Origin of the sequence: Amycolatopsis nalaikhensis, from assembly GCF_030264295.1 — a bacterium.
GTDB classification, from domain to species: Bacteria; Actinomycetota; Actinomycetes; order Mycobacteriales; family Pseudonocardiaceae; genus Amycolatopsis; species Amycolatopsis nalaikhensis.
In genome coordinates, this window is sequence record NZ_CP127173.1 from 9,332,868 (window position 1) to 9,345,350 (window position 12,483).

Here is a 12,483-nt window from a genome sequence, read left to right on the forward strand (position 1 = left end):
GCCGATGCCCGCGGAAACGACGCATCGGGGCCGCACGAAGCCGGCCACGCCGTGGCCGTCGATCCTCTCGTCGCCGTGGGCGATGGCCGCCGGGGCGCTCGGCGTCTCCACCTCGGCGGTCCTGATCGGCATCTCGGGCGCCTCGCCGGGAACGGCGACCTTCTACCGCTGCGCGCTGGCCGCGGTGATGCTGGTGCCGTTGGTTATCTTCGAATGGCGCCGCGAAGGCACGCCGACGAACCGGCAGCGTGGGTACGCGCTGGCCGCCGGGACCCTGTTCGCGGGCGACGCGCTGTGGTGGACCCAGGCGATCGGCGAAGTCGGCGCCGGCCTGTCCACCGTGCTGGTCAACGCCCAGGTGGTGATCGTGCCGCTGCTCGCCCTGGTCGTGGACCGGGAGCCGGTCAGCCGCCGGTTCCTGGCGATCCTGCCCGTCATGATCATCGGCATCGTGCTCACCGGCGGCGTCCTCGAGCAGGGGGCCGGCGGCCGCGACCCGCTCGCCGGCACGGTCCACGCGCTGCTGGCGGCCGCGTGCTACTCGGGGTTCCTGTTCCTGCTGCGCCGGGGCGGCAGCGGTGGCCGGACCGTGCAGTCCTACCAGTACGTGGTCGCGAGCGCGGCGCTGGTGGCACTGGGCGCGGGATTCCTCTGGAACGGCATGACGCTGGCGCCGGGCTGGGCACAGCTCGGCTGGCTGGTCCTGGTCGCCTTCGGCGGCCAGGTCGCCGGGTGGCTGCTCGTCGCGCTCGCGACACCGCGGCTGGCCGGCGAGGTGGGCGCGGCCCTGCTCATGCTCACCCCGATCGGTGCGCTGGCGCTCGGCGCCGTGTTGCTCGGCGAACGCCCTTCACCGTGGCAGATCACCGGCAGCGCGGCGATCCTGGCCGGTGCCTGTTTCATCTCCCGCAAGCCATCCGGCTCCGGCGGCCGGCAGCGACCGTGACCGCCGCGTGCGCGCCGCGAGGCGGCCCCACAGCGACGCGGCCACGATCGCCACGGCCAGCAGCGCGACACTGCCCACGATGTCGAGAACGTAGTGGTTCCCCGTGGCGAGCACGTCGGCCACCATCAGCGCCGGGAACAACCACGCCACCAGCGCCGCGCGTGGACGAGTGCCCCGCAGCGCGCACCACACGGCGTAGGCGCACCACAGCGACCAGCCCACGTGCATGCTGGGCATCGCCGTGTGGTGGCTGGGATGCGTCCAGCCGTACCGGGCGCCCTCCCCCAGAATGTCGTACCGGGCAACGATGTCGACGGCACCCGGTAGCGCGAACCGCGGCGGCGACATCGGCACCGCCCAGTAGACCGGCAGGACGAGCGCCATCATCGCGACCATCGTCGAACGGACCTTGCGGTAGACCTCGGGGTGCCGGGCGAACACCCACAGCAGGGTGCCGGCGACCACCGCGTAGTACAGCCGGTAGGGATACACCGCGATCCGGCTCGCGACCGGATTCCCGGCCAGCCAGCCGTTCACGCTCCGCTCGACGTCGAGGTGCATCGCGTGTTCCGCGGACTGAACCGCCTGTGCATTTGCTTCGGCGGCCGCGAAATCCGTGCCCGCGGCCGCGCCGAGAAGGGTGAAGAGCCAAAAGCAGAGCAGCAGAAGGATCAGCTCGACGAGCACCCCGGGTCGCCCACCGGTACCCCGGACGAGCACGCGTGTCCACGGCGGTGCGGTCACCCGACCACCCTAGCGACTACCGCGGAGTGCCGCGGCGGCTGAGAGCTGTGCTCGGCTCCGGACCCTCCGCCGCCCGGCGGCGGTCCCGATGACCCGCGACGTCCAGTACCCAACCCGACGACCACCGCCTCGGCGTGGCGCTCGCCGGAACCGCACCGTTTCGCCGGCCAGGAATTCCGGCTTGGCTCCGGTGCGGAACGGGTGGCCCGACGGGCCCAGCCCACGCGGGAAAGCGCGGCCAGGCCGCCACTGGTGCCGGGCCCGCCGAGGAAGTCGACGGACACCGCCATCACCGCGCGGGGTGGTTCAGCCGCGCGCGTTCGGATCGATCGCGTCGTCCACCGCGCCCGTCGCACCGAGGGCGTCGATCCCCTGCGCGCTCGCCGAGTCGACGATCTGCCGCCCCGACTCGGTCACGTCGGCGGCCGACTGCGCGACCCCGTCGGCAACCTCGCCGACCTTCTCGCTCGCGCCGCCCAGCAGTTCGGCGGCCTTGTCCTTGATCATGTCGAACAGGCTCATCTGGTGCCCTTTCCGATCGATGCGTACAACCCTGCGCGATCAGCCGGTTGCGGAGCGCAGCAACGGGCGCCACCATACCAGGACGAAACGGACCTTTCGCCCATCAATGCGGACACAGTCCGGCTATCCGGACCTACGCGATCGCTCTCACCACCGAGTCCCCGTGCGGGCACGGGGACTCGGTGGCGCGGAGCTGATCGGCCACCTCCAGGAGCGGGCGCCGCGGGCCCGGCTCCGGGTGCTGGCCGAGAACTCCGCGGAGGACCCGCTGGTCGTGGCGATGCGCCGGGCCCCCGTGCGCCCGGCGCCTGGACCTGCGGTCCTACGCGGCGCACCCGCACGTGATGGTGTCCCGGCGCGCCGCCTTGGCCACGGAAGGCCTCCACCGCCGGGTGATCGCGGCCGTAGCCCGCGGCGACGCGCTGGTCATGCCGCGGAGGCGGGTCGGATTGACATCAAGGGCGACACTCCGCACGTCAAGACCAACCGAGGCCGGACTACCTGATGCGGTCAGCCGAACGGAGCAATCCCGTTCCGGCCCAAGGCCGCAACTATGATCCTGCGCATGTGGTCCCACCCACGGGATCACTCCCGCGTATGGTCGGGTGACCAACTGCTTAGTAGGCTCGCGGGCACGAGCCCGCTTCTCAACGACGAGGAGGTCCCCCGTGACCGATTCTCCTTCCCGTGTCGCCGTGGTCACCGGTGCCGGCCGTGGCATCGGTGCCGCCGTCGCGGCGCGCCTGGCCGATGACGGCTTCGCCGTCGCGTTGCTCGACCTGGACGAGGCCGGTGTCAAGCAGGGCGCCGAGGCGATCGTCGCGAAGGGTGGCAAGGCCGTCGGGGTTGCCTTGGATGTCAGTGACGCCGAGCAGGTCGAGGCCGCCGTCACCCGGGTCGCCGATGAGCTCGGTCCGCCCGTCGTGCTGGTCAACAACGCCGGCATCACCCGCGACAACCTGATCTTCAAGATGACCGAGCAGGACTGGGACTCCGTGCTCGGCGTGCACCTCAAGGGCTCCTTCCTGATGACTCGCGCGGTGCAGAAGTACATGACGCAGGAGAAATACGGCCGGATCGTCAACCTCTCCAGCACCTCGGCGCTGGGCAACCGCGGCCAGGTCAACTACTCCGCGGCCAAGGCCGGCATGCAGGGCTTCACCAAGACCCTCGCCATCGAGCTGGGCAAGTTCAACGTCACGGCGAACGCGATCGCGCCCGGCTTCATCGCGACCGACATGACCGCCGCGACGGCCGAGCGCCTCGGCATGGGCTTCGAGGACTTCAAGGCCGCCGCCGCGTCGCAGATCCCCGTGCAGCGCGTCGGCACGCCCGACGACATCGCCCACCTCGCGTCGTTCCTGGTCAGCGAGGGTGCCGGGTTCATCTCCGGCCAGGTCATCTACGCCGCCGGCGGACCGAAGGACTGAGGCCGATGCGCGAGTTCGAGAACCTGGACGCCTTCGCCGCGGCGGTCGGCGAGCACCTCGGGTACAGCGACTGGCTGAAGGTCACCCAGGACCGGGTGAACCTGTTCGCCGACGCCACCGACGACCACCAGTGGATCCACGTCGACGAGCCGATGGCGACCGCGGGCCCGTTCGGCGGCACCATCGCCCACGGCTTCCTGACACTGTCGCTGCTCTCGGCGTTCGGCCCGAAGATCTACAAGGTCAACGGCATCAAGATGGGCATCAACTACGGCCTCAACAAGGTCCGTTTCCCGCAGCCGGTGAAGGTCGGCTCGAAGGTGCGCGCCGGGGCCGAGCTGGTCGAGATCACCGACATCCCGGGCGGCAAGCAGGCGGTGTCGAAGTGGACGGTCGAGATCGACGGCGAGGCGAAGCCCGCCTGCGTCGCCGAGTGGGTCACCCGGTTCCTCGCGTGACACCCCGGGAAGCGTCACTTTCCCTACGAAAGTGACGCTTCCCGCTGGTCTCTGTACGTCATACCGACTAGTCGGTATGCTCCCCTCGACGAAGAGGAGACTGCATGAACCCGACCGACCCGCCGGGTCTCGACCTGGGCCGCCTGCGCGCCCACCTGGACGCGCACCGGCCCGGCCTGGTCGCCGGGGAGCTGACCGCGGACGTCGTGGAAGGCGGCCGGTCGAACCTCACCTACGTGGTGGGCGACGGCCGGTCGCGCTGGGTGGTGCGCCGCCCGCCGCTGGGGCACGTCCTGCCCACCGCGCACGACATGACCCGCGAGTTCCGGGTGATCTCCGGCCTGCGCGACACCGCGGTCCCGGTGCCCGAAGCGATCCTGCTGTGCGAGGACGCCGACGTCGTCGGGGCGCAGTTCTACGTCATGAGCTTCGTCGAGGGCACGCCCTACCGGACCGCCGACGAGCTGGCGGCGCTCGGGGAAACCCGCACCCGGGTGATCGCCGACGCGCTGGTCGACACGCTCGTCGACCTGCACGCCGTCGACCCGGCCGCGGTCGGGCTCGGCGACTTCGGCCGTCCAGAGGGTTTCCTCGAGCGGCAGCTGCGGCGGTGGAAGAAGCAGCTCGACGCCTCGCGCAGCCGCGACCTCGACGGCATCGAGGAGCTGCACGACCGGCTCGCCGCGGCGGTGCCGGTGTCCGGAAAGCCGTCGATCATCCACGGCGACTACCGTCTGGACAACGTCCTGGTCGACCGGAACGACGAGATCTCGGCGGTGCTCGACTGGGAGATGTCGACGCTCGGCGACCCGCTGACCGACCTCGCGCTGCTGGTGGCCTACGCCGAACGCGACAAGGTGTCGCTGCAGTTCGTCTCCAACGCCAGCTCGGCGCCCGGCTACCCGACGACCGACGAAGTCGTCCAGCGCTACGCCGAACGTTCCGGGCGGGACGTCTCGCAGCTGAACTGGTACGTCAGCTTCGCCTTCTTCAAGCTGGCCGTGATCCTGGAGGGCATCCACTACCGCTACACGCAGGGCAAGACGGTCGGCGCGGGCTTCGACGGCGTCGGGGCCGGGGTCCCGCTGCTCATCGCGCACGGCAACGAGATTCTCAAAGAGGAGAAGTAAATGGACTTCGCGTTCGACGAGAAGACCGAGGAGCTGCGCGGGAAGCTCCTCGAGTTCATGGACTCGCACATCTACCCCGCCGAGCCGGTGTTCGAGCAGCAGCTCGCCGAACGCGACGACCCGTGGGCCATCCCGCCGGTCATGGACGAGTTGAAGGCCGAGGCCCGCAAGCGCGGCCTGTGGAACTTCTTCCTCCCCGGCGAGCACGGCGCGGGCCTGACCAACCTGCAGTACGCGCCGCTGGCCGAGATCACCGGCCGCAGCATCCGGCTCGCGCCGACCGCGCTCAACTGCGCCGCGCCGGACACCGGGAACATGGAAGTGCTGGCCATGTTCGGCAACGAGCAGCAGCAGAAGCAGTGGCTGGAACCGTTGCTGAACGGGGAAATCCGCTCCGCGTTCGCGATGACCGAGCCGGACGTCGCCTCCTCCGACGCCCGCAACATCGAGACCGCCATCCGGCGCGACGGCGACGAGTACGTCATCAACGGCCGCAAGTGGTACATCTCCGGCGCGATGAACCCGGCGTGCAAGATCTTCATCGTGATGGGCAAGACCGACCCGGACGCCGCGCCGCACAAGCAGCAGAGCATGATCCTGGTCCCCCGCGACACCCCGGGTGTCACGGTCAAGCGCGGCATGCACGTCTTCGGCTACGACGACAGCGACCACGGCGGCCACGCCGAGGTGCTCTTCGAGGACGTCCGCGTGCCGGTCGAAAACCTGATCGCCGGTGAAGGCGACGGGTTCGCCATCGCCCAGGCCCGGCTCGGCCCCGGCCGCATCCACCACTGCATGCGCGCCATCGGCATGGCCGAGCGCGCGCTGGAACTGATGTGCCGCCGCGCGATTTCGCGTGAGGCGTTCGGCAAGCCGATCGCGCAGCAGGGCGTCGTGCAGGACTGGATCGCCGAGTCCCGCGTCAAGATCGAGCAGCAGCGGCTGCTGGTGCTCAAGACCGCGTGGCTGATGGACACCGTCGGCAACCAGGGCGCGCACACCGAGATCCAGGCCATCAAGATCTCGACGCCGATCACCGTCGAGTGGATCCTCGACAAGGCCGTGCAGGTGCACGGCGCGGGCGGCGTCAGCCAGGACTTCCCCCTGGCGGCGATGTGGGCCGGGAACCGCACCCTGCGGCTGGCCGACGGGCCGGACGAGGTGCACAAGCGCTCCCTGGCCCGCCGTGAACTCAAGAAGTACCTCTCGGAGGGCGCGAAGTGACTGTCACCGCCGAAGACCTCACCCGCCAGGTGAACGAGTTCCTGGCGTCGCACGACCCGAAGTCGACCGACCGGCTGGAGTTCCTGCGGGCGCGGTTCGACGCCGGGCTCGCCTGGATCCACTTCCCCGCCGGGCTCGGCGGCCAGAACGCGCCGCGCGCCCTGCAGTCCGTTGTGGACAGCGCGTTCGCCGACGCGGGCGCGCCGGACAACAACCCGCGCCGGATCGGCATCGGCCTCGGCATGGCCGCGCCGACCATCCTCGCCTTCGGCACGCCGGAGCAGCGCGAGCGCTACCTGCGTCCACTGTGGACCGGCGAGGAGGTGTGGTGCCAGCTGTTCTCCGAGCCGGGCGCCGGCTCCGACCTCGCCGCGCTGGGCACGCGGGCCGTCCGTGACGGCGACGACTGGATCGTCACCGGCCAGAAGGTCTGGACGTCCGGCGCGCACGAGTCGCAGTGGGCGATCCTGGTCACCCGCACCGACCCGGACGTGCCGAAGCACCAGGGCATGACGTACTTCCTGTGCGACATGACCGCGCCCGGCGTCGAGGTCCGGCCGCTGCGCCAGATCACCGGCGAGGCCGAGTTCAACGAGGTCTTCCTGACCGACGTCCGGATCCCGGACACCCAGCGCCTCGGCGCGGTCGGCGAAGGCTGGAAGGTCGCGCAGACCACACTGATGAACGAGCGCGTCGCCATCGGCGGGCACGTCCAGCCGCGCGAAGGCGGGCTGATCGGGATCGTCGCGAAGACCTGGCGCGACCGTCCCGAGCTGCGCACGCCGGAGCTGCGGGACCGGCTCGTGCAGCGCTGGGTCGAGGCCGAGACGCTGCGGCTGGCCGGGACCCGGCTGCGCCAGCAGCTCGCGGTCGGCGCGCCCGGGCCGGAGGGTTCGGCCATGAAGGTCGCCTTCTCCGAGCTGAACCAGGCCCTCACCGGCCTCGAGGTCGAGCTGCTCGGCGAAGAGGGCTTGGCCTACGACGACTGGACGTTCCGCCGTCCGGCCATTGTGGACTTCACCGGCCGCGAAGCCGGTTACCGCTACCTGCGCGCGAAGGGCAACTCCATCGAGGGCGGCACCTCGGAGGTCCTGCGCAACATCATCGCCGAGCGCGTGCTGGGGCTGCCCTCGGAGCCGCGCGTCGACAAGGACGTCGCCTGGAAGGACCTCCCCCGATGACCGATCTGCTCTATTCCGACGTCGAGGAAGACCTCCGCGCTTCGGTCCGCGACCTGCTCAAGGACAAGGCGGGCGCCGAGGCGCTGCTGGCGCGCATCGAGACGGCCGAGGGCTACGACCTGAAGCTGTGGCGCACGCTGGCCGACGAGGTCGGCGTCGCCGGGCTGGCGGTGCCCGAGGAGCTGGGCGGGCACGGCGCGTCGGCCCGCGAGGTGGCCGTGGTGGCCGAGGAGCTGGGCCGCAGCGTCGCGCCGGTGCCGTTCCTGGGCAGCGTGGTGCTGGCGACGACGGCCCTGGTCCGCGCGGGTGCGGCCGACTTCGTCCGGCGGCTCGCCGAGGGACGGGCGATCGGCGCGCTGGCGGTGCCGCTGTCCACGGCACCGGGCGCCGGCTTCCCGTCGTCGGTGACGGCGTCGGCTTCCGGGACGTTGAGCGGCCGCGTGGGCACGGTGGCCGACGCGTCGGTGGCGGACCTGCTCGTCGTCCCGGCCGCCGGTCCGGACGGGCCCGCGCTGTACGTCGTCGAGGCCTCGGCCGCGACGGTTTCGGAGCTGGTCTCGTTCGACCTGACCCGGCGCGTGGCCGACGTGTCCTTTTCGGACGCTCCGGCGACGCTCGTCGCGTCGGGCCCGGAAGCGGCCGCCGCGCTGGAGGACGCCCTGCTGTTCGGCGCGGGCATCCTCGCTTCGGAACAGACCGGTGTCGCGGAGTGGGCGCTGACGGAGACGGTTTCGTACCTGAAGGGGCGCTACCAGTTCGGCCGCCCGGTCGGCGGGTTCCAGTCGCTGAAGCACCGGCTGGCGAACCTCTACACGGACCTGGTCCTCGCGCGCGCGGCCGCGCGCAACGCGGCCGACGCGCTGGCCACCGGCACCGACGTGCCGATCGCGGTCGCGGTGGCGCAGGCCCGCAACGCGCCGATCGCGGTGAAGGCCACCGAAGAGGCGATCCAGCTGCACGGCGGCATCGGGATGACCTGGGAGCACCCGGCGCACCTGTACCTGAAGCGCGCCAAGGCGGACGAGCTCGCGCTGGGCACGCCGGGCAAGCACCGCGCCCGGCTGGCCGACCTGGTGAACCTGCCCGCCTGACCCCGCCCGGCAGTCCGTGAAGGCCTCCTTACCGGCATTTTTGCCCAGGAAGGAGGCCTTCACGGAGCCGGGGCCACGTCGCGGTGGCGGCTGTAGGGCGCGGCGTCCAGCAGGGTCACGCCCACGGTGCCGCCGCTGGGAACGCGGTACGTGCGCCGCTCCCCCGGCCGGGCGCCGGTGAGGGCGAGGCCGAGCGGGGAGTCCGGCGAGCACGCCTCCAGGTCGGCGGCGTCGTCCCGCAAGCCCAGCAGGAACGTCTCGGTCGTCGCGTCGTCGTCGTAGCGGACGGTCAGCACCATGCCGGGCTCGGCGACGCCGTCGTCCGGCGGGTCCTCGCCCACCACCGCGTCCCGGAGCAGGTCCTGCAGCTGCCGGACGCGGGTCTGGCGGTACTGGACCTCGGCGAAGTCGTCGCCGGGGGCGCCGGTGCGGAGCAGTTCGGCCAGTTCGGCGCGCAGGCGCGCGTGGGTTGCCGGGGTCAGCCAGGTCATCGTGCTCTCCTCGGGGAGTCAGCGGGCGGGGTCGAACTCGCGCAACGCCTCGGGCTGCTTGCCGGTGGTGATCCGCTCGGCGAGCAGCCGTCCGGTGACCGGGCCGTGGGTCAGCCCCCACATGCCGTGCCCGCCGGCGACGAAGACGCCGGGATCGGCGGTGGCCCCGATGAGCGGCCGCCCGTCGGCGCTGACCGGGCGCGGCCCGACCCACGCGTCGCTCCGCTCGTCCCAGCGGACGCCGGTGAGCAGCGGCCGCGCGGACGCGATGATCGCGTCGATGCGCGCCGGGTCGAGCGCGGCGTCGGCGCCGCGGAACTCCATCGTCCCGGCGACCCGGAGGCCGCCGTGGTAGGGCGTGCAGGCCACCCGGATGTCCGGCAGGTAGACCGGGCCCGCGACCGGCCGGTCGGTCGGCACGGTGAACGAGTAGCCGCGCCCGGCGCGCACCGGAACCTTGACGCCCCAAGGCTTTCCCAGCTTGCCGAGCCACGCGCCGGTCGCCAGCACCACGGCCTGGGCCGAAACCGACTGACCGGTGGCCGACCGCACCGAGAACGCGTGCGGGTGCCGCCGGATCGACCGGACGTCGAAGCCGTGGCGGATGGTGGCGCCCCGCCCGACCACCGACCGCGCGAGCGACTCGGTGAACCAGCCGGGGTTCACGTACCGCTGGCCCCGCAGCACGATGCCCGCGCGGATCCGCTCGCTCGCCTGCGGGACGAATTCCCGGACGTCGTCGACGGCCGCGTAGTCGATGTCCTGCCCGGCGGCGACGAGCCGCTCCAGTTCCCGCCGGAGCACGTCGGCCTGGGCCGCGGACTCGAAGACCGCCGTGATCGGCGCTTCGGTCGTCGGCGCGTCGACGCCGTTGGCGGTCAGTACGTCGAACGCCTCCACGCACTCCTCGTTGAGCGGCAGGTTCGCGCGCACCGCGCGGTGCCAGGACCGGGGCGTGCAGTGCGCGGCGAACTTCGCGAGGAACGTCCACAGGCGCGGATCGGCGGTCGCCGGGACGTGCAGCGGCGCCTGCCGGTCGAAGAGCGCGCGAAGGCCGTAGCGCAGCACCGCCGGTTCGTTGAGCGGGATGGCCAGCCCGGGCGAGATCCAGCCGGCGTTGCCCCAGGACGCCCCGGCCGCGACCCGGTCGCGGTCCACGACGGTCACCGCGACGCCGCGTTCCTGCAGGAACCACGCGGTCGACAAGCCGACGACGCCCGCGCCGACGACCACGACCGAGCGTGGGCCGTCCCCGAAGTTGTCCACGACCACCTCCACGGCACCGCTCTGGTGCCTTCGCCTCCGATGGTGGTGGCGGCGACGGACGGGCCGGTTGTCCGGATCCGACAAACGGGCCGGGAGGCTTTGGCGAGAAGCTCCAAACGGTCAGGCGTCGAGGGCTGCCAGCTCGATGGTCAGCGCGAGCCGCTTGCTCCCGTCCCGCAGGTCGAGCGTGGTCAGCTCGGTCATCTTGCGCAGCCGGTACCGGACGGTGTTCTCGTGGACGCCCAGCCGTTTCCCGGCCGCTGCCGGATCACCTTGGGCGTGCAGCCAGGCGGTCAGGGTGGCGACGTAGCGGGTGCCGTGCTCGGTGTCGTGCCGCCGCAGCTCCGCCACCGGTCCCCGGGCGGGTGCGCGGCCCGAGTGGGCGGCGGTGCGCAGGCGCTGGAGCAGGATGTCGTCCCACGACTCCTCGTACGCCGGGGGCACCAGGTCCGCGGGGCGCGTCTCGTGCAGGGCCAGGCACTCGTCCGCCTCGCGCCGGGCCGCGGGCAGGTCGCCGGCCTCCGCGGGCGCGCTGATGCCCGCGCGGAGCGTGCCCCTGGGCTCGACCGCGGTGCGCAGCGACGCTACGAAGGTCCGGGCGGCGGCGACGTCGTCGCCGGGCAGCAGGGTGTAGAGGCTGTCGGCCGCGAGGGCACTGCGTCCCGGCCGCGACCAGCCGAACCCGGTGGTCGCCCGGTCGAAGGCGAGCAGCAAGGCGGCGTGCCGCTCCTGCCCGGCGAGGCCGGCGCGGACGGCGACGACGCGCACCGGCCCGGGTGGGAGGCCCAGCCTGCTCGCCACGACCGCCGCGTCCGCCGTCCCTTCGAGCAGGCGCAGCACGAGGTCCGTCTCCACCTGGCGTTCGAGGTCGGCGCTGGCCCGGGAGCGCAGCAGGTGCAGCGCGGCGGTCCGGGCGCCGTCGGTCAAGGCCGTGCGCCGGGCGCCGTCCAGCGGCTCGGGGCAGGCCACCCACACGGAGCCGAGCAGTTCCCGCCCGGCCCGCACGGCGACGGCCATCCGCCCGTTCAGCCCGTGACCGGGATCGGCCGGGACGAACACGGGTTCGTCGGACGAGCCGAGGTGCGCGAGCACGCCGTTGGCGGCGAAGGACGCCAGCAGCGGCTCGGGGGCCTGCCGGCCGAGGATGGTCTCGGCCCGCGCGCGGTCGGCGTGCCGCTGCAGCAGGGAGTAGGCGAGCACGCGGGAGAGGCGGTCCTCGATGGTCACGGCGCCGCCGACGGCTTCGGCGAGGCTGTCGGCCAGTGCGAACAGGTCGGTGGGCCCGCGGCCGGACTCGGTCTCCCGGCCTTCCAGCACGAGCCCGTACACGACGGCGGCGACGGCGCTCCAGGACACGGCCGGGTCGACGACCACGACGGCGACCGGCTCGTCGCCGTCGGGGACGGTGCCCGGGTCCCGCACCAGCACGACCGAGGCCCGCGCGGCCACGGCCCAGCGCACGGCCTGCTCGGCCGAGCCGGCCCCGATGGCGAGGAGGACGTCGCCGACCGCGGCCTGCCCGCCGACCTCCTCGCGCAGGACCACGCTGCCCAGTTCGGTGGACCGCGGGATGGGGCACCGGGCCAGCCGCAGGCCGTACCCGCCGAGCACGTTCACCAGCCGGTCCAGCCTGACCATCACCACTCCTCTGTCGAGATCCGACACTCTACTCGGCCGTGATTGTGCCGATCCGACAATCGGCGGCCGCGCGAGCCGGGTCATCCTGGGGACATGACCGCCGAGTCACCCCTCCCGCCCGACCCCGACGCGGGCACCGAGCTGGCCTGGTTGCGCAAGGAGAACGCGTTGCTGCGCGTCGAGCGCGACATGCTCATGCGGGTGGCGGCGGGCTACGCGAGCGACATGGCGTTGCTGCGACGGCGCGAGCCCGAACGGCCGTCCTGAAGCTGTCTGTGCGAACCGGCGCGAACGAGACCCGGCGCGTACGGACACACCCCGCCGTCAGGGCGGCCCCCTCCCCCCGGCCGCCCTGGCGTGCG

At 72.4% G+C, this 12,483-nt stretch carries 13 protein-coding genes; 8 read left to right on the forward strand and 5 right to left on the reverse strand.

Features of this window, described 5'->3' with window-relative positions; translation table 11 throughout:
• The first annotated feature begins 4 nt into the window (after positions 1 to 4).
• Positions 5 to 946 (forward strand): DMT family transporter, encoded by a 942-nt coding sequence (locus QP939_RS45265; RefSeq protein ID WP_285453000.1) that lies wholly within the window; start codon positions 5 to 7, stop codon positions 944 to 946.
• On the opposite strand, the gene QP939_RS45270 is transcribed toward QP939_RS45265, so the two are convergent.
• Entirely contained in the window at positions 851 to 1,690 is an 840-nt protein-coding gene (locus QP939_RS45270; RefSeq protein WP_285453001.1) for a phosphatase PAP2 family protein, read from the reverse strand. The genes QP939_RS45265 and QP939_RS45270 overlap by 96 nt on opposite strands.
• A gap of 306 nt (positions 1,691 to 1,996) precedes the next feature.
• Entirely contained in the window at positions 1,997 to 2,212 is a 216-nt protein-coding gene (locus QP939_RS45275) for a hypothetical protein (protein WP_285453002.1), read from the reverse strand.
• 668 nt (positions 2,213 to 2,880) lie between these two features.
• Here QP939_RS45275 and fabG point away from each other — a divergent pair.
• The 6 genes from fabG to QP939_RS45305 all read left to right on the forward strand — a co-directional run bounded on the left by fabG (position 2,881) and on the right by QP939_RS45305 (position 8,726).
• Positions 2,881 to 3,642, forward strand: a complete 762-nt coding sequence (gene fabG, locus QP939_RS45280; RefSeq protein ID WP_285453003.1) for a 3-oxoacyl-ACP reductase FabG — start codon at positions 2,881 to 2,883, stop codon at positions 3,640 to 3,642.
• 5 nt (positions 3,643 to 3,647) lie between these two features.
• Positions 3,648 to 4,100: a MaoC family dehydratase gene (locus tag QP939_RS45285; RefSeq protein ID WP_285453004.1), complete on the forward strand. Its 453-nt coding sequence runs from the start codon at positions 3,648 to 3,650 to the stop codon at positions 4,098 to 4,100.
• A 104-nt stretch (positions 4,101 to 4,204) separates the two neighbouring features.
• Positions 4,205 to 5,230: a phosphotransferase family protein gene (locus QP939_RS45290; RefSeq protein ID WP_285453005.1), complete on the forward strand. Its 1,026-nt coding sequence runs from the start codon at positions 4,205 to 4,207 to the stop codon at positions 5,228 to 5,230.
• Positions 5,231 to 6,454 (forward strand): acyl-CoA dehydrogenase family protein, encoded by a 1,224-nt coding sequence (locus QP939_RS45295; RefSeq protein ID WP_285453006.1) that lies wholly within the window; start codon positions 5,231 to 5,233, stop codon positions 6,452 to 6,454. It abuts the gene before it with no gap.
• Positions 6,451 to 7,635 carry an acyl-CoA dehydrogenase family protein gene (locus QP939_RS45300; RefSeq protein ID WP_285453007.1) on the forward strand — a complete coding sequence of 395 codons (1,185 nt, stop codon included), beginning with the start codon at positions 6,451 to 6,453 and terminating at the stop codon, positions 7,633 to 7,635. Before QP939_RS45295 ends, QP939_RS45300 begins: the two co-directional genes overlap by 4 nt.
• Positions 7,632 to 8,726 carry an acyl-CoA dehydrogenase family protein gene (locus QP939_RS45305; protein ID WP_285453008.1) on the forward strand — a complete coding sequence of 365 codons (1,095 nt, stop codon included), beginning with the start codon at positions 7,632 to 7,634 and terminating at the stop codon, positions 8,724 to 8,726. The genes QP939_RS45300 and QP939_RS45305 overlap by 4 nt, the downstream gene beginning before the upstream one ends.
• A 59-nt stretch (positions 8,727 to 8,785) precedes the next feature.
• On the opposite strand, the gene QP939_RS45310 is transcribed toward QP939_RS45305, so the two are convergent.
• The 3 genes from QP939_RS45310 to QP939_RS45320 form a co-directional block, all read right to left on the reverse strand.
• On the reverse strand, positions 8,786 to 9,217 hold the full coding sequence (locus QP939_RS45310; protein ID WP_285453009.1) for a GreA/GreB family elongation factor: 432 nt from the start codon (positions 9,215 to 9,217) through the stop codon (positions 8,786 to 8,788).
• An 18-nt stretch (positions 9,218 to 9,235) separates the two neighbouring features.
• The gene (locus QP939_RS45315) at positions 9,236 to 10,483 is read right to left on the reverse strand and encodes an NAD(P)/FAD-dependent oxidoreductase (RefSeq protein WP_285453010.1); all 1,248 of its coding nucleotides are present in this window, start codon (positions 10,481 to 10,483) and stop codon (positions 9,236 to 9,238) included.
• 120 nt (positions 10,484 to 10,603) lie between these two features.
• Positions 10,604 to 12,121: a PucR family transcriptional regulator gene (locus QP939_RS45320; protein WP_285453011.1), complete on the reverse strand. Its 1,518-nt coding sequence runs from the start codon at positions 12,119 to 12,121 to the stop codon at positions 10,604 to 10,606.
• 93 nt (positions 12,122 to 12,214) lie between these two features.
• Between QP939_RS45320 and QP939_RS45325 the strand changes: the two genes are divergently transcribed.
• The gene (locus tag QP939_RS45325) at positions 12,215 to 12,388 is read left to right on the forward strand and encodes a hypothetical protein (protein ID WP_285453012.1); all 174 of its coding nucleotides are present in this window, start codon (positions 12,215 to 12,217) and stop codon (positions 12,386 to 12,388) included.
• Positions 12,389 to 12,483: the final 95 nt, after the last annotated feature.